The sequence below is a fragment of the Burkholderia cepacia GG4 genome (genome assembly GCF_000292915.1).
Lineage (GTDB): Bacteria > Pseudomonadota > Gammaproteobacteria > Burkholderiales > Burkholderiaceae > Burkholderia > Burkholderia cepacia_D.
In genome coordinates this window covers 1845118-1868277 of the sequence record NC_018514.1, presented here as the reverse complement: position 1 = coordinate 1868277, position 23160 = coordinate 1845118, and the positions used below count along the sequence as shown (strand labels likewise).

The following is a 23160-nucleotide window of genomic DNA, read 5'->3' as shown; positions in this document are numbered from 1 at the left end:
TCAATGGCCGGATGACATCGGCTGCGGGCCGCGCGGCGTCTTCAGCAGCAGCGCGAGCGGCACGCACGCAAGCAGCGCGAGGCCCAGCAGGTAGAAGGTTTCGGAATAGGTCATCACGATGGCCTGGACCTGGATCTGCTGCGCGAGCTGGCCGAGCGCGCGCAGATTCGAATACGCGAGGTCGCCCGTATGGGCGAACCAGTTCGCCGCATAGGCCGACAGCCGTTCCTGCCCGATCAGCGAATTGGCGGTCACCGATTCGCGCAGCGCGGCCGCATGGAAGGTCGTGCGCCGGTCGATCACGGTGCCGATGATCGCGAGCCCGATCGAGCCGCCGAGGTTGCGCGCCATGTTGTAGAGCCCGGCCGCGTCGCCCGAGTCTTCGCGCGCGACGGCCGCCATCGACGCCTGGTTAAGCGGCATCATCGCGAGCATCTGCGCGACGCCGCGGATCAGTTGCGACCACACGAAATCGTGGCCGACGCTCTGAGCGGTCAGGCTGATGTCGAGCATGCAGCTCAGGCAGAACAGCAGCAGCCCGGAGATGACGAGGATGCGGAAGTCGACCTTGCCGAGCAGGCGCGGCAGGATCGGCATCACGAGAAACGCGGGCAGGCCCGACAGCAGCATGATCGCGCCGGCCTGTTCCGCGTTGTAGCCCGCGACGATCGCGAGGAACTGCGGCAGCAGGTACGACACGCCGTACAGCCCGGCGCCCACCGCGGACACGATCACGATCACGCTCGCGTAGCGCGGATTGCGCATCAGCGACAGGCGCATGATCGGCCGCTTCGCGAAGCGCTGCGACAGCGCGATCAGGATCATCCCGGCGAGCGACACGCAGCTCAGCGTGACGATCAGCTGCGACTCGAACCAGCGTTCGCGCTGCCCTTCCTCGAGCACGACGGTCAGCGAGCTCAGCCCGATCGCGAGGCCCGCGATCCCGAGCCAGTCCGCGTTGAAGAAGGTGTTCCATTGCGGCCGGTCCGACGGCAGCCCGAACACCAGCAGCGCCATCAGCAGCAGGCACACCGGCAGGTTCAGGAAGAAGCACCAGCTCCAGCTCACGTTCTCCGCGAGCCAGCCGCCCAGCACCGGGCCGAACAGCGGGCCGAGCAGTACGATCAGTCCGAACAGCGTCATCCCGACCGGCAGCTGCGACAGCGGCAGCCGCGTGCGGATGATGGTTTGCGCGGTCGGGATCAGCGCGCCGCCCGTGAAGCCCTGTCCGATGCGCCCGGCGATCATCATCGCGAGCGAATTCGACCAGCCGCACATCATCGAGAACGCGATGAACAGCGCGGCGTTCGTCAGCAGGAAATTGCGCAGCCCGAACACGCGCGTGAGCCACGCGGCGAGCGGGATCATCACGATTTCCGACATCAGGTAGCCGGTCGAGATCCAGGTGCCCTCGGTGCCGGTCGCGCCGATTTCGCCCTGGATCTGCGGTAGCGCGGAGTTCGTGATCGAGATGTCGAGCGTCGCCATCAGCGCACCGAGTGCGCCGGCGGCGACCGCGATCCAGTCGGTCACGCTCGCGCGGCCTTCGTGCGGCGGCGCGGGCGGGGTGGCGGCGGTATCAGCCATGGCGCTTCTCGTTACCGGCCGAACGCGTGTCGACGTCGACGGTCACGGACAGCCCCGGCAACAGCATGCGTTGCGCGCGCACATTCGCGGCGAGGCGGATGCGCACCGGCACGCGCTGCACGATCTTCGTGAAGTTGCCGGTCGCGTTCTCGGGCGGCAGCAGCGCGAATTGCGCGCCGGTGCCGGGCGCGAAGCTGTCGACCGTGCCGGTGAGCCTGTCGTCCGGCAGCGCGTCGACGTGCAGCTCGACGGGCTGGCCGATGCGCATCCGGCCGATCTGCGTTTCCTTGAAGTTCGCGACGAGGTAGATCGCGTCCACCGGCACGACGGTCAGCAGGCGCGTGCCGGGCTGCACGTACTGGCCGACGCGCACCGTGCGGTCGCCGACCCGGCCGTCGAGCGTGCTGCGCACGATCGTGTTGTCGAGGTCGAGTTGCGCCTGCGCAGCGCTGGCCTGCGCGGCTTCGAGCTGCGCGCGTGCCTGTTGAAGCTGCGCGGTGAACGACGCGATCTGGGTGCGGGCGGCAGTGATCGACGCATTGTTCGCGGCGAGCGTGCCGGCTGCCTGGTCGCGCGTGCTCTTCAGGTCGGCGACGCGCTCGTGCGTCTCGGCGCCGGTCGCCGCGAGCGGTGCGTAGCGCGCATATTCGTCGTTCGCGTGCCGTGCGTTGATCTGCGACACCTTCGCCTGCGCTTCGGCCTGCTCGAGGTTCGCGCGCTGCTGGCTGATGTCGGCTTGCGCGCGGGCGATGTCGGCGCGGCGCGCGTCGACGGTGGCATTCGATTGCGCGAACGCCACCTGGTACTGGCGGACGTCGAGCCGCACGAGCGGATCGCCGGCCTTGACGGCCTGGTTGTCGCGCACGTACACGTCGGTCACGTAGCCTGCGACCTTCGGCGCGGCGCTCATGTTGTCGGCCTGCAGGTACGCGTCGTTGGTGCTTTCGATGAAGCGCTCGACTGTCCACCAGCGGCCGAGCCATGCGGCGGCGCCGATCGCCGCGACCACGACAACGGCGATCGCGATGCGCCGCTTCGCGCTGCTGTTGCGGGGCGATATTGCGGTTTCCTGACGATTTGCTTTCGAAGGCGGGTCTTGCAGCGTCGACATGCGGGTATCCGATTTATTCCGAACGGAATAATTATTCCAGTTGCTAAAATTGTGTCAAGTAGAATGTCGATCGATCGAATAACGAGGAACGCATGAACGAAGCGAAGAAGCTGCGTCGCACATCGACGGGCGGCTACGCGCGCGGCGACGAGACGCGCCAGCGGATCATCGAGGCGGCGATCGAGCTGTTCGGCGAACGCGGGTTCGCGGGCGCATCGACGCGCGACATTGCCGCGAAGGCCGGGGTGAACGCGCCGGCGCTGCAGTACTACTTCGAGAACAAGGAAGGCGTTTACCGCGCGAGCGTGGAGACGATCGCGGAACTGGGCTGGGAAGTGTTCCGCCCGGCGGTCGAGCATGCGCGGGCGATGCTCGCCGCGGATGCGGACGTCGACGTGCTGATCGATGCGTTCATCGGCATCATGCGTGCGCTCGCCGACCGGATGTTCACGGTGCCGAAGACGATGAACCAGCGGATGTTCTTCGCACGCGAGCAGGGCGGGCAGGAACCCGAGAGCGCGAGCGAAATCCTCATGACGCGCATGCGCAAGCCGCTCAACGATGTGAACGCCGAACTGATCGGACGGATCTCCGGCCGGCCGGCCGACGATCCCGTCACGCGGCTGCGCGCGCTGAGCCTGTTCGGGCAGTTGACGGTGTTCCACATCGCGCAGCGCTCGGCGCTGCAGTTGCTCGAATGGGACGAATTCGACGATGAAGGCGCCGCGCTGGTGATCGCGACGGTTGCCGAGCAGACGCGGGTGCTGCTCGAGCAATGGCATGCGGAGCGCGGCACGGACGCCGGCGCCAGGGCTGCCGTGCCGAAGACCGCATCGAAGCGTGTTCAGCACGCGAAGAAGCCCGCGGCGCGTTGAACGCGCGTATCAGCCGGCCGGTGGTTCGGGCGTGGCGTGAGCGCGGCTGCCGGCCGACCGGCGCACGCTCCGTCAGTCCGGCGTGCGTGCCGGTGCAGCGGAAGGCGGCGGCTCGGCGGCCGTGCCGGCGGCATTGCCGTCGTCATCGGGAGCGACGGGGTGTGCACCTTTGTCATACGCGACGAGGCTGCGCTGCGGATTCGCGATCCGGATCCCGCGCTCGCGGAACATTACCGCGATCCGCCGGTTGAATTCGCGCTGCACGCCCCAGCGCGACGAGTCCTTGCATTGCATCTGTCCGGCCAGCGCGACCGCCGCGCCGTCGACCTGGTCGATCCCCCAGTAGCTGAAGTCCGACAGGATGCCATCCTTATAGTTCGGGTCGTCGCGCAATGCGGCGCCGATTTCCTTCAACGTCGCGATCGCGAGATCGATGTCCTGGCCGTACGCGATGCTGACCTTGACGGCCGCATTGCCGAGCCCGCGGTTCGTGTTGTTGACGGTCGTCACCGAGCTGAACGGGATCGTGTACAGCGACCCGTCACCCGCGCGCAGGCGCACCGTGCGGATCGACAGGTATTCGACGGTGCCGGATACGCCGGCGAGCGTGACCCAGTCGCCCACCTGCATCGCGTTTTCCATCAGCAGGAAGATTCCGGTGATGAAGTCCTGCACGAGCTTCTGCGAGCCGAAGCCGAGCGCGACGCCGAAGATGCTGGCGCCGGCGAGCAGCGGGCCGACGTTTACGCCGATTTCGCTGAGACCCGTCAGCACGACGACGAGCGCGATCATGATGAACAGCAGCGAGCGCAGCATCGGCAGCAGCGTGCGCAGCCGCGCCGCGCGCGCCAGGTTGCCTTCGCGGGTCCACTGCTGCAGGCGTCGCTCGATCGCGATGTTCGCGGCTTCCCACACGATCAGCGCGACCACCGCCGCGATCGCGATCGTGATCAGCGCGGACGCGAGCCGATGACCGATCGTGCCGGTCCCGAATGCGTGGAAGATCGGCACGCCCCAGATCTGCAGCAGCAGTGCGACGGTCACGACGGCGATCACCGCGGACACGATCTGGCGCAGCAGCGGATAGTAGCGGTAGGCGTGGAGATGGACGAGCGTGTGATCGTCGTCGCGGCGCTGGAACAGCCGCGCGAGCGCGCCGAACACGACGATCGACACCATCCGCATGCCGATCATCACGGCGAGCGACCGGCCGCCTAGCGTGATCAGCACGCGATAGCCGTTGTGGACGTCGAGCGCCCACACGAACCACAACGCCATCACGACGAACACCGCCACGGGCGCCCATGCGTCGGCGAGGGCATTGCCGATCATCGCGAAGGTCGGCCGGTCGGCGCCGGCCGCACGGATGCGCGCGGCGACCGGTTCGCGGCAGCGCAGGATCAGCGCCGAGATCATCAAGTGCCCGACGAGCGCGACGGCCTTCAGCAGCGCGACGTGGCCGGCGTCGCTGAGGCCCAGGCTAGCGGCGATCTCGACCGCGGCCGTGCAGGCGCCGACGACGATCACGATCCGCGAAATCGAGCGCTGCGCGAACGCGGCCCACGCGTCGCCGATGTGCAGCAACCGCAATTGCCGCGCATCGGGCTGGAAGAACAGCCGGCTGACGATCGTCACGAGGCGGCTGATCACGTAGATGTCGATCAGCGATTCGAGCGCGGCTTCGATCGGCGTATCGGCTTCGGCGAGGACCGACATCGTCAGGCTCGCGACGCCGACGAACACGAGCAGCGGCACCGACCGCAGCGTCAGGTCGACCAGCGCGCGCGGCATCCGGCGCAGCAGTGTGGTGTGGCGCCGCGCGTGGCCGCGGCCTTGCGACGACGGCTGGCGAGTGTCGGGCGCGTCGGCCGGGCCGTCGGGTTCCGGCGCCGGCGCGGTGTCGTCGTCGGGCGCCGGCGGCTCGTCGTCCGCCTGACGCGACGATTCGGTCCGGCGGGCGGTCAGGGCGGTCAGCGCGCGCCGCAGCAGGCGCCGCGCGAACCATTCGACGACGAGCGCGGGTACGAGCACGGCGACGATGACCCAGATCGAGTGCGCGAGGTCCGCGCGCTCGTCGGCGCGCACCATTCGGTCGTGCCACCAGCTACCGACCGAGCCGACATCGAGCAGCGAGCGCAGCGATTCGTTCAGTGCGCCGCCGATCTGGCCTGCCCAGCGCGACCCTTGCCGCACGAGCATCGACGCGAGTCCGTTCGATGTGAGCGCGGCCGGGGCAGCAGCCGACGCGGCACTGGCCGGGGCCGCTGCGCTGGCGGGGAGTGCGGGCGTGGTCAGCACGCCGACTGCCGCGATCGCACGCAAGGTCGTCTCCACCTGTTCGCGCTCGCGCGGATTCTGCAGCACCGAAAGGGCTTGCTGCGCCTGTTGCGGCGTCAGCGCGGGCACGGCGCCGGATGCGGCCGATGCGGCGGCAGGGGCAGGGGCGGCCGCGTGGGCGGTCGATACGACGGCGGCGAACAGCCAGCCGAGCAGGAAATGTCGCATGGGGAGGCGTGCGGGCGCGCGTCGAAGCGTGGCCCGCCGGTCTGGACGATGGACGGAAGTTAACATGATCGCGACCGGAGCCGAATAGTTCCGTCGACGAATATTCGAATCGTGCATGCGGCCGGTGGTGCGGGCGTTTGCGGCTGCCGGGCGGTGCGCATGACAGGGCGAGCGTCGGGGCGGGTGGTCGGCAGCCTGCGATTGGCCCGGTCGTACCGGCACGCTACGTCACGTAGCGACGCGTCGAGGCTTGGCGGCAGCGCGGCCGGGAATGGAACGTGCTCGGCGCCGGCCATTGCGATGGAAGCCTCAGGTGGCGTCGCATACTACGAATTCGGATTCCTGAGGAATCATGCCTGCTCGTCGTGAAAGACCGGCAGCACGTGTTCCGCGATTTCCTCGATGATCTCGCGCACCGCCCGGTCGGAGCCGGGATTCAGCGTCACGTGATGCGTGCCGGCCGCCTGCATGTCGTGCAGGATGTCGATCAGCGCGCGCCGTCCGGTGGCGTAGCCGAGCGACAGCGCAGTGGCCGGCGCATCGCGATTCGCGTCGAGATCGAGTCGCATCGACACGCCGAACGCGCGAAATGCCGGTTGCGGGAGTCGCTCGACGGCCGCCCGCCACATCGAATGACGGGCGCGCTGCGTGTCCGGATCGCGGTGGTATGTCATCCAGCCGATCGCGTTCCGTGCGATCCAGTCGACGCTCTGTCCGCCGGAGCCGACCGCGAGCATCGGCACGGCGGCGGTGTCGCGCGGCAGCAGCGTGAAGTCGGGCGCGTCGGGCGGCGTCTCGTCGGGCAGCACGCGCGACGGCACGCCGAGCGCGGCCGCGACGACCTCCCAGTGCTGGCGATAGCGGTCGCGCCGCGTTTCCGCGTCGACGCCGAACGCGGCATATTCGGGCGGCCGGTCGCCCGAGCCGAGCCCGAGGACGAAGCGGCCGCCGGACAGCGTCGCGACCGACAGCGCGCCTTTCGCGATATGCAGCGGATGACGCAGCGGCAGCACGATCGCGCCGCTGGCAAGCACGATCCGGCGGGTGCGCGACGCGAGCGCGCCGAGCAGGACCCACGGATCGAGATGGCCGACCGGGTCGGGATAGTCGGCGCTGTTCAGCGGCACGTCGCGAATCCACAGTGCACGAAACCCGAGCGCATCGGCGAGCGCCGCGAGTTCGAGCTGCTCGTTGAAATCGGCGACGGTATTGCCGCTGCGAAGCAGCGGCAACGTCAGGCCGATCGACAGCCGGCCGGCCGAGAAGACGCGAGGCGCGACATCGGGGCGGTCGGAGGCGGGCAGGGTCATGTCGATTCCTCGAAGACGGGGCGAAGCGGATACGCGCCGGTTCGTGCAAGTGCCGGCGACGGGCCGGTGCGCTTGCCACGCACGGAATACCGTGCCCGAATGCTAACGTGTTTGCGCGAAGCTTGCGGCGCGCGGGCTGCTGATCGGGCAGGGCCGCGCGCATGGTCGCGATGCGTGTTCGATCACACATACGTAGTTCTGGTTTGGTATTTGCAAGCAAGTCGTCGGTCGTCTGAAGGCGAAAACGCAGCGCTGCGACACACGTACCATTCCTGCAACATCGCCGACCGGCCGGTCGTCGTCGATCGGGTACGCCGTTTCCCGTCGTTTCACTTTCGAAACATTCACGCCTTTCCTTCACCGCGCGATTCGGGTCAGGGCCATTTCACCGCCCCGCGGGGCCTTGCGCCGCGACGCATGGTGCGCTCCTTGCATATCTGTACGGGCCGTGAGCGCGATCGCGGGCGCAGTAGGGCCCGGCGCTCGCTTCAGTGGGTCGGACGCATCGAAGACGGGGACAAGAGAATGAAAACAGACCGAATCGCAACATGTCATGTTGCAAACCTGAATCGCCGACCTGCCCGGATATTCGCTTCGCCGTTGATTGCGGCGACCTGACCGCGCGGCTTTCCGTTCCATCCGAACAAATCGGGTTCGTTCCGGGCGACGTGCACGCGCGACGCACGAGGCCGACAGGTGCCGTTTGGCCGTCGAGGATGAACCGCAGGTGTACGCAGATGGACGAGCATGACTTCCGGATCTTGATGCCGCCGCGCGAAACGCAAGCGCCGTACGCGACGCCTGCGTCTGCGCGCCGCATAGGCAGGCCCGGGCAGGAGCGGACGGGCATGCCGGCAGTGCGGCAATGCGCGCGTCATCAGGGAACCGATCACGTAGTTCAGGAGATAGCTCCGCCGGCTGCATTGCGGCGGATGCGACGACATTGTGCTGTCAGTTGATCCACTACCCCGATGGATCAATTGTTGAAGCGCCCATCGCCACTTGGTCGATGGGCGTCTTTTTTTGTGCGCCGGTCTTGATGCGCGCGGCGTCGGCCGGATCGCGCGGCGTTCGGTATCATGTGCTGGCGCGCTGGCCAGCCCGTGCGGGCGCACGGCCTGCCGGCACGCCCGATCACGCCGCCAACATGAACGATACCGCCTTGCACGACCCCTCATCCGCCGACATCGATCCGGCCGCGCTCGACGCGCTGCACACGTTCGTCGAGCGCCATCCGCGGCTGCTCGTGCTGACCGGCGCGGGCATCAGCACCGATTCCGGCATTCCCGGCTATCGCGACCGCAACGGTCAGTGGATGCGGTCGCCGCCGATCCAGCTCCACGAATTCCTCGGTTCCGACGCGGCGCGCCGGCGCTACTGGGCGCGCAGCATGATCGGCTGGCCCGTCGTCGGCCGCGCGCAGCCGAACCGCTCGCACGTCGCGCTCGCGCGGCTCGGCGGCACCGGCCGGATCGAGCGCCTCGTCACGCAGAACGTCGACGGGCTGCACCAGCGCGCGGGCAGCGACGACGTAATCGAGCTGCACGGCGGCATTAGCGGCGTCACGTGCCTCGACTGCGGCGCGCACCATGCGCGCGCGACGATCCAGACCGTGCTCGAAGCGGACAACCCCGAACTGCTCGGCGCGCAGGCGGAGCCGGCCGCCGACGGCGACGCGCATCTCGAATGGGGCGCGCTCGACACATTCCGCATTCCGGCCTGCCCGGCATGCGGCGGGCTGCTGAAGCCGGCCGTCGTGTTCTTCGGCGAGAACGTGCCGCGCGAACGCGTGGCGCTGGCGTCGCAGGCGCTCGACGCGGCCGATGCGCTGCTCGTCGTCGGCTCGTCGCTGATGGTGTATTCCGGCTACCGCTTCTGCGTCTGGGCGCAGGCGCAGCACAAGCCGGTCGCCGCGCTGAACCTCGGCCACACGCGCGCCGATCCGATGCTGACGCTGAAGGTCGAGGCGCGTTGCGCGCCCGCGCTCGATGCGCTGAATGCGCGGCTGGGCGTCGCCGGCAGCGCAACGGAGCAGGCATCGTGACCGGGCCGACGTCGTCATCCGATCCGTCGGCGCGGCTGTCGGCGCCGGCGGCCGAGCGCAATCGCGAGCCGATCCTCGACGTGCTGCGTCGCGTGCTGCCCGCGAGCGGCAGCGTGCTCGAGATCGCGAGCGGCACGGGGCAGCATGCGGTCCATTTCGCGCAGGCGCTGCCGGGGCTGCGCTGGCAGCCGAGCGACCCCGACGCGCAGGCGCGTCGTTCGATCGCCGCTTGGGTTGCGCATGCTGGCCTCGCGAACCTGGACGAGCCGCTGGCGTTCGACGTGCGCGATGCCGCGTGGCCATGGCCGGCCTCCGCACTCGACGCGATCGTCTGCATCAACATGATTCACATCTCGCCGTGGGCCTGCACCGACGCGCTGTTCGCCGGCGCGTCGCGCGTGCTGCGCCCGGGCGGCATCCTGTTCCTGTACGGTCCGTATCGCCGCGCAGGCCGGCATACGGCGCCGTCGAACGAAGCGTTCGACCAGCAGTTGCGCAGCCGCGATCCGTCGTGGGGCGTGCGCGACCTCGAGGCCGTCGTCGCGCTGGGCCTCGACCGCGGGCTCGACTGCATCGAGGTCGTCGAGATGCCGGCCAACAACCTGAGCGTCGTGTTCCGGCGCCTGCCGCACGCGGAGCAATGACACGCAAGCGCGCATCGCGGCCGGGTTTCCACTATCCTTTCGCCTGTGCGCGCGGCCCGGCTCGGGTCGCGCCCCGTTTTTTCCGGAGAATTGAATAATGGGCAAACAAGCAATCGGTGTGATCGGGCTCGCGGTGATGGGCCGCAATCTCGCACTCAATATCGAGAGCCGCGGTTACGCGGTGTCGGTGTACAACCGCAGCCGCGAGAAAACCGACGAACTGATCGCCGAATTCCCCGGCCGCAATCTGGTGCCGACCCATACGCTCGAGGAATTCGTCGCGTCGCTCGAAACGCCGCGCCGGATCCTGATGATGGTGAAGGCCGGCGAAGCGACCGATGCGACGATCGCATCGCTCAAGCCGCTGCTCGAGAAGGGCGACGTGCTGATCGACGGCGGCAATACGCACTTCACCGACACGATCCGCCGCAACCAGGAGCTCGCGCAATCGGGCCTGCACTTCATCGGCACCGGCGTGTCGGGCGGCGAGGAGGGTGCGCTGCGCGGTCCGTCGATCATGCCCGGCGGCCAGCGCGACGCGTACGACCTGGTCGAGCCGATCCTCAAGCAGATCGCCGCGAAGGCGCCGTCGGACGACGAGCCGTGCGTCGCGTACATGGGGCCGGACGGTGCGGGCCACTACGTGAAGATGGTCCACAACGGGATCGAATACGGCGACATGCAACTGATCGCCGAGAGCTACGCGGTGCTGAAGGACGTCGCGGGCCTGAGCAACGACGAACTCGGCGCGGTGTACACCGAGTGGAACCAGGGCGAACTCGACAGCTACCTGATGGAGATCACGTCGAAGATCTTCGGCAAGAAGGATGACGAGACCGGCAAGCACCTCGTCGACGTGATCCTCGATCGCGCCGCGCAGAAGGGCACCGGCAAGTGGACGAGCCAGAACGCGCTGGATCTGGGCGTGCCGCTGCCGCTCATCACCGAGTCGGTGTTCGCGCGCGTGCTGTCGTCGCTGAAGACCGAGCGCGTCGCGGCCAGCAAGATCCTGTCGGGTCCGGCAGCCGCACCGTTCGACGGCGACCGCGCCGCCTTCATCGAAGCTGTGCGCCGCGCGCTGTACCTGAGCAAGGTGATCTCGTACGCACAGGGCTTCGCACAGTTGCGCACGGCATCCGAAGAGTACGGCTGGAATCTCGATCTCGGGACGATCGCGAAGATCTTCCGCGCGGGTTGCATCATCCGCGCGCGCTTCCTGCAGAAGATCACGGACGCGTACGCGAAGGATGCAGCGCTCGCGAACCTGCTGCTGGATCCGTACTTCAAGGACATCGCCGCGAATTATCAGGCATCGCTGCGCGACGTCGTGGTGGCCGCGGTGAAGGCAGGCGTGCCGGTGCCGGCGTTCGCGTCGGCGGTCGCGTACTTCGACAGCTACCGTTCCGAGCGGCTGCCGGCGAACCTGGTGCAGGCGCAGCGAGACTTCTTCGGCGCGCACACGTTCGAACGTACCGACAAGCCGGGTAGCTTCCACGCGAACTGGTCGTAACCGGCCCGAGGGCGGCATTGTTGCGAAATTCTATTCTTTGAGTAGGGTTTTAGGTTCCCGGATCCCGGAATTGTTGGCTCCGAGGAAACAGTGTTTTCGTTCTTTCATGGTTTTCCCTAAGTGCTCTCGGGACTAAACTTTGTTCAATCGCTGCAGACATGGTGTGTGCGGCGGAGCAAAAAAATCCCGGAGGTAAATCATGAAATCGCTGATCGCAACGTTCGCTGCAGCTGCCGTCCTCGCCGTTCCCGCCGTGTCGTTCGCCCAACAGAACGCGCCCGTTACCCGCGCGCAGGTGAAGGCCGAACTGGCCGCGCTGCAACAGGCCGGCTATAAGCTGGGCAGCGACCGTACGGACTATCCGGCGGGCATCCAGGCAGCCGAAGCCCGTGTGAACCCGCAACAGAACGTCGCCACTGCCGATACGACCGGCTACGGCGCACAACCGGCCGCTCAGCAAGAGTCGGGCGCGCCGGCAGCCGCCAAGACCGGCTGGCAGGTCAAGCGCGTGTCGGATGGCGCACCGATCTACAAGGGTCGTTAATCGTCGTCGATCGACGGGCCGCATGAGCGGCCTGATCCGACCCCGCGCAGCACACGCAGCCCGTCGTTCCGCATCACGGAACGACGGGCTGTTTTCATTGGTGGCTCCGCTTGCGTCAGTGCAGCGGCCGGTGGCCGCGGCCGATGTCCCTGAACAGCGCTTCGCGCGGCTCCAGCGCCTGCAGCCACGTTTCGTCGTAGCCGCTCAGCGTGTCGAGCGCGTCGCGCAGCCGCTCGATCGCGAGCACCGGCAGCTCGACGCTGTGGCGGGTCGCGCCGCTCAGGTGCGCGATGCTCGCGAGCTGGACGAGCGCGTCGGCGGCTTCGGCGACGTCCGTCGCGAACAGCAGGTGCCGGTTGAGCAATTCGACGAGGCCGCTGGAACCGGCGAAATCCTCGGCGTTGATTTGCACGGACAGAAACGTCGCGTTGTTCATGATCATCTCCTCGTTGTCGCCGGATCTTGTGGGGCATCTCCGAGTATAGGAGGCGACCGGGCGGGGCGGCGGTCGCCGGCGCGAGATGGATGGCGTGGCGAAGGCCGGGGCGGCACGGCCCCTCGGCAGGCCGCCGAACGGCCCGCGCGGCGCGGCTTGCAAGCGGTCGCCACGCGCGCGGCAGGCCGCAAGATTGTCACCGGGTCGGGCGCCTGTCGCGGTCCTGACCGCGACAAATGGTATCTTTGACGATCGGGACGATGTGAAAAAAGGGCCGGAGAGCCCGTTCGCGTCGACGTTCCGCTGTGGAAACTGACGGCCGCGAGAGCGGTCGGATACTGGTTGGTCCGGCCGTTCGGCCGGACATCGTGCGTCGCACGCCGGAGGGCGGCGGGCGGCGCAACGACGCAAATCCGGAGGACCCTTGAGAAAAAATATCCCGATCCACGCTTCCCTGGCGCGCTGGATGCCGCAGGCGGCGTTCGCCGTCGCGGCCGCCGCGCTGGCGGGCTGTACGATGACGCCGTGGACCGACAGCTGGCAACCGGTGCGTCAGTCGACGCCGGCGTCGGTCGCCACGCCGGGCGTGATCGCCGGCTACTACCGCGTGAATCCCGGCGACACGCTCGCGGGTGTCGCCGCCGCCTACGGGCAGCGCGTGCAGGACGTGGCCAGCTGGAACCACATGTCGCCCAACGACGGCCTGTCGCCCGGCCAGGTGCTGCGCGTCGCGCCGCCGCCGGCCGCGACGTCGCTCGGGCAGCCGCCCGCCGCGGTCGCGCAACCCGGCTCGCTCGCATGGCCGGCCACGGGCATCGTCGCGGCGCCGTTTGCAACCGGCAAGACGCGCGGCATCGTGATCGCTGCCTCGGGGCCCGACCATTCGGTGCGGGCCGCGGCCAACGGGCGGGTGGTCTACGCCGGGTCGGGCGTCAAGGCGTACGGTCCGCTCGTGATCCTGAAGCACGACAACGGGCTGATCACGGCCTACGGACACAACGGCAAGCTGCTCGTCAACGAAGGCGACGCGGTGCGCGCAGGCCAGCCGGTCGCCGAGATGGGCACCGACGCGAGCGGTCGTGCGACGTTCGAGTTCGAAGTCCGGCAGAACGGCAAGGTCGTCGATCCGATGAACTTCCTGCCGCGCAACGGCGGCTGACGGGCCGCGTCACGACGTGTGCGCCGCGCGGCGCACACGCTCCCGCTCCCGCTCCCGCCTTCATCCTTCCCTGACCTCCGCGCTGGCAGACTGCCGCGCATGATTGCCGAGCCAGCGAACACCGAGTGCGAGCCCTGCCGCGCCGAGCGCGATCAGCGAGCACTGGATGGCGACCGGCAGGTAGCCGTGCGGCCGCGGATCGACGAACGGATACGGATACCAGTTCTCCAGTGCGCCGCGCACGAGCGTATAGCCGAGATAGACGAACGGAAAGCCGAGCCACGCGAACACGCTGCGCCGCGGGATCGGCGAGCGCGGCTCCACATACAGCCAGTCGCACAGCATCACGAGCGGCACGATCCGGTGCAGTACCCAGTTGTTGAATGCCGGCGTGACGTGGCGCAGCGCATCGAGCCGGGCGAGTAGCAGCTCGTAGACGATCGCGGTGATCAGCACGTACAGCACGGCGGCACCGCGCATCGATTCGTAACGGGCCGAGCCGGTGCGCGTGACGCGCCACAGCCCCGCGGCGAGCATGGCCGCCGCGTAGAGGCTGCTCAGTTGAGTGAAGTAGCTGAGGTAGTTGCCGAGGTGAAAGCTGGGCAGATGCCAGTAGCCGGCGACGCTGTGCAACGTGGTGGACACGGCGAGCAACGCGGCGATCAGCCGGTAGGCCGCAACGAAGAACGCTTTGCTCATGATGCCCGCGCGACGTCGCATCAAAGCTCCATCGTGCCACAGCGGTCCATGTGTGCGATGCGGATTTTCCATATGACGGCATCGCGGGCGCGGGTGGCGTCGATTCTTCGGATATTTGATGCCGTCGGGCAACAGCGGTCGCGCGTGCGGCTACAATCGGGGCAGCCGCCGGGGACAGGCCAGCCGCGGCGTGCGCCTGCCCCGCATACAACACGAGAAACACGAGACGAAGCATGAGAAACATCCTTGCGAAACAGACGCGCTACAGCTCGCCGGCGATCTTCTTCCACTGGGCCATCTTCCTGCTGGTGGCGCTGGCCTACCTGGCCATCGAGATTCGCGGGCCGAAAGGCAGCGATAGTCGCGTGTTCTGGATGAACGTGCACCTGCTGGCGGGCACGTTCGTGCTGGTGCTGTCGGTGTTGCGCGTGTTGTGGCGGATGCTCGGTCGCGTGCCGGCACCCATTCCGCAGGCGACGCTGCTGAAGTGGCTGTCGAAGCTCGCGCATTTCGCGCTGTACGTATTCATCCTCGCGCAGCCGCTGCTCGGCATCATGATGGTCAACATGGGCGGCAAGCCCGTGTCGCTCGACTGGATCGGCGTGTCGTTCACGCTGTTCGGCCCCGACAAGGCGCTGCGGCCGACGATCAAGGAAGCGCACGAGCTGATCGGCAACGCGTTCTACTTCGTGATCGGCCTGCATGCGCTGGCCGCGCTCTACCACCATTTCATCCGCCGCGACGACGTGCTGCGGCGCATGGCGCCGTGATCGCCGAGCGCTGAAGCCGCGCAGCAGCCCCGGGGGCGCATGGTTGTGTTGACAACCATGCGCCCCCGGGCAGTTTACCGCCGTGCGCAGCTGGTCATCGCAGCGAAGATTCGGTAATATCCCGGCTGCTTTTACATTCTGCTTACGCATCGCCGCGCATGCTGCACCGACATCGTCACCTGACCGCCTGGCTGGGCGTGCTCGCGATCTGGTTCGCGATCGCGGCGCCGCTGGTGTCGCAGTGGCGTATCGCGCAGGCGGCTGTCCCCGACTCAATCGTCTGCAGTGCAGATCATGGCGCGCACCGAGCGTCCGATGCGGGCCGCGCGCACGATCACGCGCTGCATCTCGATGCCTGCGGCTATTGCGGCTTCTTCGCGCACAATCCTGCGATCGGTGCCCCGGCCGCCGCGTCGTTCGCCCTCATCACCGTCGTTGCCGTTTCCGCGACCGCGCCGCATGCCGTCGCGGTGCACGCCGACCGCTATCCGCGCGCGTACCCGCGCGAACCGCCCGAGCACGCCTGACGCGCTGCTTCCGTTCTTTCCATCGCCGATATCCGTGTGGCCTGTCGAGGCCACGTGGAGGGCGTCACTCGGGCTTTCGATCATGACCATTTTCTCCTTGCGCGCGCCGAGGGCGGCGCGACATTCCCGTGCGCGGCGCGTGCCGCGGATGCTGACACTCACCGTTCCCGCGCTGGCCGTCAGTGCAATGACCGCGGCGGCGGCCGCGGCCGAAACCGCGCGTGCGGCAGGCGCCCCGGCCGACGACGTGGCCGCGCTGCTGCCGCCCGTCGAGGTCGTCGCGTCGCCGCTGTCGACACCGCTCGTCGTCGTCACGGATCCGAAGGCACCGCGCCAGCCGCTGCCCGCCAGCGACGGCGCGGATTACCTGAAGACGATCCCCGGCTTCACGTCGATCCGCAGCGGCGGCACGAACGGCGACCCCGTGCTGCGCGGGATGTTCGGTTCGCGCTTGAACATCCTGGCGAACGGAATGCCGACGCTCGGCGCATGCCCGAACCGGATGGATGCGCCGACGTCGTACATCGCGCCGGAAAGCTATGACAAGGTCACGGTCGTGAAGGGCCCGCAGACCGTGCTGTACGGACCCGGCGCATCGGCCGGCACCGTATTGTTCGAGCGCGTGACGCCGCGCTTCGAGCGTCCGGGCATGCGTTTCGACGGCAGCCTGGTCGGTGGATCGTTCGGCCGCAATGACCAGAACATCGACCTGACGGCCGGCACGCCCGACGTCTACGGCCGCGTGACCGCGAACCACGCGCATTCGCAGGACTACAAGGACGGCAACGGCAACACGGTGCCGTCGCAGTGGGACAAGTGGAACGCCGACGCGGCGCTCGGCTGGACCCCCGACGACCACACGCGCGTCGAGCTGACTGCTGGCACTGGCGACGGTTATGCGCGCTACGCGGGCCGCGGGATGGACGGTGCGCACTTCCGCCGCGAGACAGTCGGGCTGTCGTTCGACAAGCGGCACCTCGGCGATGTGCTGGACCGGATCGAGGCACGTGTGTACTACAACGAAGCCGATCACGTGATGGACAACTACACGTTGCGGCAGCCCGACCCGACCAGCAGCATGCCGATGCGGATGGCGGCCGACGTGCGGCGCCGCACCGCCGGTGCGCGCGCGGCCGCGACGTTCCGTTTCGGCGACGACTTCAAGCTCGTGACCGGTGTCGACGCGCAATCGAACCGGCTCGATTCGCGCTCGTCGATGGGGCAGCAGAACTACCGCGACCAGCCGTGGGACGCGCAGGCGACGATGTGGAACTCGGGCGTGTTCGGCGAGCTGACGTGGTATGCGAGCGACGTGTCACGCGTGATCGGCGGCGCGCGCGTCGACTATGCGAGCGCGCGCGACAAGCGCGCGATGAAGAGCGGGATGATGATGAGCAAGCCGAACCCGACCTTCGACGACGATCGCTCGCGCGTGTTGCCGAGCGGCTTCGTGCGCTACGAGCGCGATCTCGCGTCGCTGCCGGTCACGTGGTACGCGGGGATCGGTCATGCGGAACGTTATCCCGACTACTGGGAACTGTTCTCCGCGACGCGTGGGCCGGCCGGTTCGGTCAACGCGTTCTCGGCGGTGCAGCCGGAGAAGACCACGCAGATCGATATCGGCGCGCAGTACAAGAGCGACCGGTTCGATGCATGGGTGTCGGCGTACGCGGGGTATGTGCAGGACTTCATCCTGTTCAATTACGCGGCCGGCATGATGGGCCCGACCACGCAGGCGACCAACGTCAACGCGCAGATCATGGGCGGCGAAGGGGGCGTGTCGTGGCGGCCGGTTGCGCCGCTGCGCGTCGAGACGTCGCTCGCGTATGCGTGGGGGCGCAACGTGGCAAGTGGCGATCCGCTGCCGCAGATGCCGCCGCTCGAGGCACGCATCGGGCTCGAATACACGCGCGGCGCATGGTCGGCCGGCGGCCTGTGGCGGATCGTTGCGCCGCAGCATCGTTATGCAGTGAACGAGGGCAACGTGGTCGGCAAGGACTTCGGCCCGAGCGCCGGATTCGGCGTGCTGTCGCTGCATACGCAATACAACGTCGGCAAGACCGTGCAGATCTCGATCGGCGTCGACAACGTGCTGAACAAGGCCTACACCGAGCACCTGAACCTCGCCGGCAACGCGGGCTTCGGTTATCCGGCGAACGCACCGGTGATGGAACCGGGCCGGACCGCATGGGTGCGCGTGAGCGCGAAGCTGTAGCGCACGGTGCGTGTGCATTGCAGCATGCGCGCGTGTGAAGGCGGCCCCGCCCGAACGGGCGGGGCGCGTCAACCGATTAGAGAACCGTATCTAGTCAGGGCGCACACGTTCGCAACTCGTGATTCACTCCCGCATTCGACGCACACGGTGCGCGCGATGCAGCGTGCGTGTCGATCCGGTGTCATTCGCACCGGCAGCACAATAATCAGGAGAACATGCATGGCCAGATCGATGCGTTCCAGGGTAATGGCGGGGGCAGTGGCATGTGCGATGAGCGTCGCACCGTTCGCGGGGACGACCGCGCTGATGACGCTCGCGACGACACACTCGGCGATGGCGGCGACCGCGCCCGCCGACAACTACGCGGCGACGCGTTATCCGATCATCCTCGTGCACGGGCTCACGGGCACCGACAAGTACGCCGGCGTGCTCGAGTACTGGTACGGAATCCAGGAGGATCTGCAGCAGCATGGCGCGACCGTCTACGTCGCGAACCTGTCGGGCTTCCAGAGCGACGACGGCCCGAACGGGCGCGGCGAACAGCTGCTCGCCTACGTGAAGACGGTACTCGCCGCGACGGGGGCGACCAAGGTCAATCTCGTCGGCCACAGCCAGGGCGGGCTGACGTCGCGTTATGTCGCGGCCGTCGCGCCCGATCTCGTCGCGTCGGTGACGACGATCGGCACGCCGCATCGCGGCTCCGAGTTCGCGGACTTCGTGCAGAGCGTGCTCGCGTACGATCCGACCGGACTGTCGTCGACGGTGATCGCGGCGTTCGTCAATGTGTTCGGAATCCTGACGAGCAGCAGTCACAACACGAACCAGGACGCGCTCGCATCGCTGAAGACGCTGACGACCGCGCAGGCGGCGACCTACAACCAGAACTATCCGAGCGCGGGCCTGGGTGCACCGGGAAGCTGCCAGACCGGCGCACCGACGGAAACGGTCGGCGGCAACACGCATCTGCTGTATTCGTGGGCCGGCACGGCGATCCAGCCGACGCTTTCGCTGTTCGGCGTGACGGGTGCGCAGGACACGAGCACCATTCCGCTCGTCGATCCCGCAAACGCCCTCGATCCGTCGACGCTCGCGCTGTTCGGCACCGGCACGGTGATGATCAACCGCGGGTCGGGCCAGAACGACGGGCTCGTGTCGAAGTGCAGCGCGCTGTACGGCAAGGTGCTGAGCACGAGCTACAAGTGGAACCACATCGACGAGATCAACCAGCTGCTCGGCGTGCGCGGCGCGTATGCGGAAGATCCGGTCGCGGTGATCCGCACGCATGCGAACCGGCTGCAGCTCGCGGGCGTGTAATCGATGACGGCTCGTGAAGGGCGCGCGCCGCTGGCGCGGCGCGCAGCGGTCTACGGTGTCGTGGGGCTGGCGGCGATCGCCGGCGTCGCGATGTGGAGCGGGGCGGGATGGCATCGCGGGTCGGGTGCCGCCGGTGACGCAACGGACGTGGCAGCGGCGGGCGGCGTGCCGGCCGCGGCACCGCAGGCCGCCGTGCCGGCGAGTGCGGGCCTGCCGCCGTCGCTGGCCGGTTCCAGCGCGCCGCGGCTGCCGCTCGATGCCGGTGGCCATCTCGCGAAGTCGCGCGCGGTACGCGATTTCTTCGACTATTGCCTGACCGCTCAGAGCGACCTGAGCGCGGCCGCGCTCGATGCGTTCGTCGTGCGCGAGATCGCCGCGCAGCTCGACGGTACGGCTGCGCAGGCCGAGGCGCTCGACGTGTGGCACCGCTATCGCGCGTATCTCGACGCACTCGCGAAACTGCGCGATGCCGGCGCGGTCGACAAGTCCGACCTGGGCGCGTTGCAGCTCGCACTCGATCAGCGCGCGTCCATCGCGTACCGCACGCTCGGCGACTGGAGCCAGCCGTTCTTCGGTGCGGAGCAGTGGCGGCAGCGCTACGACCTCGCACGGCTGAAGATCACTCAGGATCGCTCATTGACCGATGCACAGAAGGCCGAGCGGCTCGCGGCGCTGGAGCAGCAGATGCCGGCCGACGAACGGGCGGCGCAGCAGCGGATCGACCGGCAGCGTGCCGCGATCGACCAGATCGCGCAATTGCAGAAGAGCGGGGCGACACCCGATGCGATGCGCGCGCAGCTGACGCAGACGCTCGGCCCCGACGCTGCGGCGCGCGTCGCGCAGATGCAGCAGGATGACGCATCGTGGCAGAGCCGCTATGCGGACTACGCGGCACAGCGTGCGCAGATCGAATCGGCCGGGTTGTCGCCGCAGGACCGCGATACGCAGATCGCCGCACTGCGGCAACGCGTGTTCACGAAGCCCGGCGAAGCCGTGCGCGCGGCATCGCTCGATCGCGCGGCCGGCAGCGCGCAATGACGCGGGCGTCGCCGCGTGCGGGCGGTCTCGTGCGGCCCTATGCGGCGCGTGTGATGTCGTGCGGCAGATGCTGCTCGATGGTATCGGCAAGCGTGTCGAACGCGGGGCCGATGCCTTCGTGCGCGACGCATGCATAGCCGAGCAGCAGGCCCTGCCGCGCGGTGTCGAGGCTGCTGTAGTAGCTGGTAAGCGGACGGACGATCACGCCCGCATCGAACGCGCTCTGCGTGACCGCGCGATCGTCGCACGTGTCGGGCAGCCCGAGCACCAGATGCAGGCCGGCCTCGTCACCCATCACGGGCAGCGCATCGCCGAAGCGCGCACGGATCGCATCGATCAGCAATTGCCGGCGCTCGCCGTACAGCGTGCGCATCCGCCTGACGTGCGAAGTCAGGTGTCCGTCCATGATGAATTCGGCGAGTACGGCCTGCTGCATCAGCTGGCCCTCGCGGTACAGCTCCGACAACCCGGTGCGGAACGTGTCGACCAGATGCTCGGGCACGACCATGTAGCCCATCCGCAGGCCCGGGAACAGCATCTTGCCGAGGCTGCCGACGTAGATCACGCGGCCGCCGTCGTCGAGCCCCTGCAGCGACGCGAGCGGGCGGCTGCCGTAGCGGAACTCGCTGTCGTAGTCGTCCTCGATGATCCAGCAGCGGTGCTGACGCGCGTACTCGAGCAGCATCCGGCGGCGCGCGAGGCTCATCACCATCCCGAGCGGATACTGATGCGATGGCGTGACGAGCACGAGCCGCGGCGGATGCTGCATGTCGCTCGCGCGCGGATCGAGCCCTTCCTGGTCGACCGGCACCGGCGCGAGCGTGAGGCCGGTTGCCTGCAGCACGCTGCGCACGCCCCAGTAGCACGGCTCCTCGACCCACGCGCGATCGCCGATGTCGGACAGCAGCCGCACCGCGAGGTCGATCGACTGGTGGATACCGGTCGTGATGATCACCTGGTCCGGCGTGCATTTGACCGAGCGCGCGACGCGCAGGTAGTCGGCGAGCGCACGGCGCAGCGGCCGGTAGCCGCCGCCCGGCGCGTAGGTCAGCAGTTCGGGATTCGCTTCCTTCCACAAGCGCGCCTGCAGGCGGCTCCATGTGCGGCTCGGGAATTCCGACACGTCCGGCACGCCCGGCATGAACGCACCCCACTGGCGTCGCGACACGCCCGCGTGCTCGATCAACTGCCGGCCGCGCATCGACAGGCCGCCTTGCGCGTCCGGCAGCGGCGTCGCACCGGCGCCGGACGACGGCACCGCCGCCGCGCCCGGCGCGTGGATCGCGGCGGCGTCCGGTCGCGTATCGGCCACGTAGGTGCCGCTGCCGGTCGTCGTCAGCACGTAGCCTTCGGCCGTCAGCTGGTCGTACACGTGCAGCACGGTATTGCGTGCAATCGACAGGTCGGCCGCGAGCGTGCGCGAACTCGGCAGTTTTGTGCCTGGCCCCAATTCCCCGGTGAGGATGGCTTGCTGCATCTGTTGCAGCAGTTGCCGGTACATCGGCTCGGACGAGCTGCGGTCGAGACGGGCGGAGAGCCAGTCGGCGAGGATCACGGTATCCAAAGTGGTCCTACTAGGAATATTGAAATGGTTCCCTAGTATAGAACCGTGCGCACCGTATAGTGGGTCCATCTCACAAGAAAGCGCCGGGCCGCCCCACGTTTTCTTGACCCCCTCGGGGGGCCTGGCGCGCAGCGACAGGTTTGGGGGCATTCATAAACGTTTGTCGCGCAGCAAGGGGACAGCCACGATGAAGTCCGATGATGTGATCGTCAGCTTTCGCGGCGTGCGGAAGACCTACGACGGCGAGACGCTGGTCGTCAAATCGCTCGACCTCGACATCCACCGAGGGGAATTCCTGACGCTGCTCGGGCCGTCGGGCTCGGGCAAGACCACCTGCCTGATGATGCTGGCGGGTTTCGAATTCCCGACGGGCGGCGAGATCCGCCTCGACGGCGAGTTGCTGAACACCGTGCCGCCGCACAAGCGCAACATCGGCATGGTGTTCCAGAACTACGCGCTGTTTCCGCACCTGACGGTCGAGCAGAACGTCGCGTATCCGCTGACGGTGCGCAAGCTGTCGGTGGCCGAGCGCACGGAGCGCGTCGCGCACGCGCTGAAGATGGTGCAGATGGAACGCTTCGCGAAGCGCTATCCGGCGCAGTTGTCGGGCGGCCAGCAGCAGCGCATCGCGCTCGCGCGCGCACTCGTGTTCGAGCCGAAGCTGGTGCTGATGGACGAGCCGCTCGGCGCGCTCGACAAGCAGTTGCGCGAGCACATGCAGTACGAACTGAAGGCGCTGCACGAGAAGCTCGGCGTGACCTTCGTCTATGTGACGCACGACCAGGGCGAGGCGTTGACGATGTCCGATCGCGTCGCCGTGTTCGACAAGGGCATCGTGCAGCAGCTCGATACCGTCGACCGCCTGTACGAATCGCCGTGCAACGAATTCGTCGCGAACTTCATTGGCGACAGCAACCGGCTGCGCGGCACCATCGCGCGCGTCGACGGCGAATTCTGCGAATTCCGGCTCGACGACGGCACGCAGCTCGTCGGCCGCCGCATCGGCGACGCGGCCGAAGGCGCGCCAGCCGTCGCCTGCATCCGCCCCGAACGCATGAGCCTCGCGAACGGGCATGCAAACGGCACCGCGAACCGCGTGACCGGCGAGGCGCGCAGCCTCATCTATTTCGGCGATCACGTGCGCATGCGCTGCGCGCTGCCGGGCCAGGATGAATGCTTCGTGAAGGTGCCGCTCGGCACGGGCGCGCTCGACGCGTTCTCGCCCGGCGCGCCGGTATCGCTCGCATTCGCGCCCGAGCACCTGCGCGTGTTCACCTGATTGATCCGGGGTTTTCCCGATTTTCCGCA

Annotated in this window: 19 protein-coding genes; 12 read left to right on the top strand and 7 right to left on the bottom strand. The window is 68.0% G+C overall.

The genetic code is table 11. The annotated features are described in order from the left end of the window. Together GEM_RS24000 and GEM_RS23995 are read right to left on the bottom strand one after the other, a co-directional pair. A complete protein-coding gene (locus GEM_RS24000; protein WP_014900000.1) occupies positions 1 to 1587 on the bottom strand; it encodes a DHA2 family efflux MFS transporter permease subunit in 1587 nt (528 codons plus the stop codon). Next, complete coding sequence (locus GEM_RS23995; RefSeq protein WP_014899999.1) at positions 1580 to 2698, bottom strand: HlyD family secretion protein; 1119 nt, start codon at positions 2696 to 2698, stop codon at positions 1580 to 1582. Before GEM_RS23995 ends, GEM_RS24000 begins: the two co-directional genes overlap by 8 nt. Positions 2699 to 2790: 92 nt before the next feature. On the opposite strand from GEM_RS23995, the gene GEM_RS23990 reads away from it, so the two are divergent. Beyond that, a complete protein-coding gene (locus GEM_RS23990) occupies positions 2791 to 3573 on the top strand; it encodes a CerR family C-terminal domain-containing protein (RefSeq protein ID WP_014899998.1) in 783 nt (260 codons plus the stop codon). A 72-nt stretch (positions 3574 to 3645) separates the two neighbouring features. Here the strand turns inward: GEM_RS23990 and GEM_RS23985 are convergent, their stop codons facing one another. After that, entirely contained in the window at positions 3646 to 6078 is a 2433-nt protein-coding gene (locus GEM_RS23985) for a mechanosensitive ion channel family protein (RefSeq protein WP_014899997.1), read from the bottom strand. Positions 6079 to 6428: 350 nt separating this feature from the next. Beyond that, positions 6429 to 7388 carry an LLM class oxidoreductase gene (locus GEM_RS23980; RefSeq protein WP_014899996.1) on the bottom strand — a complete coding sequence of 320 codons (960 nt, stop codon included), beginning with the start codon at positions 7386 to 7388 and terminating at the stop codon, positions 6429 to 6431. 1147 nt (positions 7389 to 8535) lie between these two features. On the opposite strand from GEM_RS23980, the gene GEM_RS23975 reads away from it, so the two are divergent. The 4 genes from GEM_RS23975 to GEM_RS23960 all read left to right on the top strand — a co-directional run bounded on the left by GEM_RS23975 (position 8536) and on the right by GEM_RS23960 (position 12130). Continuing rightward, the gene (locus tag GEM_RS23975) at positions 8536 to 9432 is read left to right on the top strand and encodes an NAD-dependent protein deacetylase (RefSeq protein ID WP_041490998.1); all 897 of its coding nucleotides are present in this window, start codon (positions 8536 to 8538) and stop codon (positions 9430 to 9432) included. Beyond that, complete coding sequence (locus GEM_RS23970; RefSeq protein ID WP_014899994.1) at positions 9429 to 10076, top strand: DUF938 domain-containing protein; 648 nt, start codon at positions 9429 to 9431, stop codon at positions 10074 to 10076. Before GEM_RS23975 ends, GEM_RS23970 begins: the two co-directional genes overlap by 4 nt. A 97-nt stretch (positions 10077 to 10173) precedes the next feature. Next, positions 10174 to 11586, top strand: coding sequence for an NADP-dependent phosphogluconate dehydrogenase (gndA, locus tag GEM_RS23965; protein WP_014899993.1), 1413 nt, complete (start codon positions 10174 to 10176; stop codon positions 11584 to 11586). Between the two features lie 199 nt (positions 11587 to 11785). Beyond that, complete coding sequence (locus GEM_RS23960; RefSeq protein ID WP_014899992.1) at positions 11786 to 12130, top strand: DUF4148 domain-containing protein; 345 nt, start codon at positions 11786 to 11788, stop codon at positions 12128 to 12130. A gap of 115 nt (positions 12131 to 12245) precedes the next feature. On the opposite strand, the gene GEM_RS23955 is transcribed toward GEM_RS23960, so the two are convergent. Beyond that, entirely contained in the window at positions 12246 to 12566 is a 321-nt protein-coding gene (locus GEM_RS23955; RefSeq protein WP_014899991.1) for a hypothetical protein, read from the bottom strand. Positions 12567 to 12990: 424 nt separating this feature from the next. On the opposite strand from GEM_RS23955, the gene GEM_RS23950 reads away from it, so the two are divergent. Continuing rightward, the gene (locus GEM_RS23950) at positions 12991 to 13725 is read left to right on the top strand and encodes a peptidoglycan DD-metalloendopeptidase family protein (protein ID WP_014899990.1); all 735 of its coding nucleotides are present in this window, start codon (positions 12991 to 12993) and stop codon (positions 13723 to 13725) included. 60 nt (positions 13726 to 13785) lie between these two features. On the opposite strand, the gene GEM_RS23945 is transcribed toward GEM_RS23950, so the two are convergent. Next, entirely contained in the window at positions 13786 to 14424 is a 639-nt protein-coding gene (locus GEM_RS23945) for a Pr6Pr family membrane protein (protein ID WP_041490813.1), read from the bottom strand. A gap of 233 nt (positions 14425 to 14657) precedes the next feature. On the opposite strand from GEM_RS23945, the gene GEM_RS23940 reads away from it, so the two are divergent. The 5 genes from GEM_RS23940 to GEM_RS23920 all read left to right on the top strand — a co-directional run bounded on the left by GEM_RS23940 (position 14658) and on the right by GEM_RS23920 (position 20288). Then, entirely contained in the window at positions 14658 to 15194 is a 537-nt protein-coding gene (locus tag GEM_RS23940) for a cytochrome b (RefSeq protein WP_014899988.1), read from the top strand. A 158-nt stretch (positions 15195 to 15352) separates the two neighbouring features. Then, a complete protein-coding gene (locus GEM_RS23935) occupies positions 15353 to 15721 on the top strand; it encodes a DUF2946 domain-containing protein (RefSeq protein WP_014899987.1) in 369 nt (122 codons plus the stop codon). A gap of 82 nt (positions 15722 to 15803) precedes the next feature. Beyond that, entirely contained in the window at positions 15804 to 17936 is a 2133-nt protein-coding gene (locus tag GEM_RS23930; protein WP_041490812.1) for a TonB-dependent copper receptor, read from the top strand. Between the two features lie 219 nt (positions 17937 to 18155). Further along, on the top strand, positions 18156 to 19250 hold the full coding sequence (locus GEM_RS23925; protein ID WP_014899985.1) for a triacylglycerol lipase: 1095 nt from the start codon (positions 18156 to 18158) through the stop codon (positions 19248 to 19250). 3 nt (positions 19251 to 19253) lie between these two features. Continuing rightward, positions 19254 to 20288: a lipase secretion chaperone gene (locus GEM_RS23920; protein ID WP_014899984.1), complete on the top strand. Its 1035-nt coding sequence runs from the start codon at positions 19254 to 19256 to the stop codon at positions 20286 to 20288. Between the two features lie 37 nt (positions 20289 to 20325). On the opposite strand, the gene GEM_RS23915 is transcribed toward GEM_RS23920, so the two are convergent. Further along, positions 20326 to 21852, bottom strand: coding sequence for a PLP-dependent aminotransferase family protein (locus GEM_RS23915; protein ID WP_014899983.1), 1527 nt, complete (start codon positions 21850 to 21852; stop codon positions 20326 to 20328). 187 nt (positions 21853 to 22039) lie between these two features. Between GEM_RS23915 and GEM_RS23910 the strand changes: the two genes are divergently transcribed. Beyond that, positions 22040 to 23131, top strand: coding sequence for an ABC transporter ATP-binding protein (locus GEM_RS23910; protein ID WP_014899982.1), 1092 nt, complete (start codon positions 22040 to 22042; stop codon positions 23129 to 23131). The last annotated feature ends 29 nt before the right edge of the window (positions 23132 to 23160 follow it).

Excerpts from the sequence above, each read along its gene's own strand:
- gndA (WP_014899993.1), top strand. The coding sequence starts at position 10,174 with ATGGGCAAACAAGCAATCGGTGTGATCGGGCTCGCGGTGATGGGCCGC.
- GEM_RS23975 (WP_041490998.1), top strand. The coding sequence starts at position 8,536 with ATGAACGATACCGCCTTGCACGACCCCTCATCCGCCGACATCGATCCG.
- GEM_RS23955 (WP_014899991.1), bottom strand. The coding sequence starts at position 12,566 with ATGAACAACGCGACGTTTCTGTCCGTGCAAATCAACGCCGAGGATTTC.
- GEM_RS23925 (WP_014899985.1), top strand. The coding sequence starts at position 18,156 with ATGGCCAGATCGATGCGTTCCAGGGTAATGGCGGGGGCAGTGGCATGT.
- GEM_RS23990 (WP_014899998.1), top strand. The coding sequence starts at position 2,791 with ATGAACGAAGCGAAGAAGCTGCGTCGCACATCGACGGGCGGCTACGCG.
- GEM_RS23960 (WP_014899992.1), top strand. The coding sequence starts at position 11,786 with ATGAAATCGCTGATCGCAACGTTCGCTGCAGCTGCCGTCCTCGCCGTT.
- GEM_RS24000 (WP_014900000.1), bottom strand. The coding sequence starts at position 1,587 with ATGGCTGATACCGCCGCCACCCCGCCCGCGCCGCCGCACGAAGGCCGC.
- GEM_RS23910 (WP_014899982.1), top strand. The coding sequence starts at position 22,040 with ATGAAGTCCGATGATGTGATCGTCAGCTTTCGCGGCGTGCGGAAGACC.
- GEM_RS23940 (WP_014899988.1), top strand. The coding sequence starts at position 14,658 with ATGAGAAACATCCTTGCGAAACAGACGCGCTACAGCTCGCCGGCGATC.
- GEM_RS23995 (WP_014899999.1), bottom strand. The coding sequence starts at position 2,698 with ATGTCGACGCTGCAAGACCCGCCTTCGAAAGCAAATCGTCAGGAAACC.
- GEM_RS23920 (WP_014899984.1), top strand. The coding sequence starts at position 19,254 with ATGACGGCTCGTGAAGGGCGCGCGCCGCTGGCGCGGCGCGCAGCGGTC.
- GEM_RS23930 (WP_041490812.1), top strand. The coding sequence starts at position 15,804 with ATGACCATTTTCTCCTTGCGCGCGCCGAGGGCGGCGCGACATTCCCGT.
- GEM_RS23980 (WP_014899996.1), bottom strand. The coding sequence starts at position 7,388 with ATGACCCTGCCCGCCTCCGACCGCCCCGATGTCGCGCCTCGCGTCTTC.
- GEM_RS23935 (WP_014899987.1), top strand. The coding sequence starts at position 15,353 with ATGCTGCACCGACATCGTCACCTGACCGCCTGGCTGGGCGTGCTCGCG.
- GEM_RS23945 (WP_041490813.1), bottom strand. The coding sequence starts at position 14,424 with ATGAGCAAAGCGTTCTTCGTTGCGGCCTACCGGCTGATCGCCGCGTTG.
- GEM_RS23985 (WP_014899997.1), bottom strand. The coding sequence starts at position 6,078 with ATGCGACATTTCCTGCTCGGCTGGCTGTTCGCCGCCGTCGTATCGACC.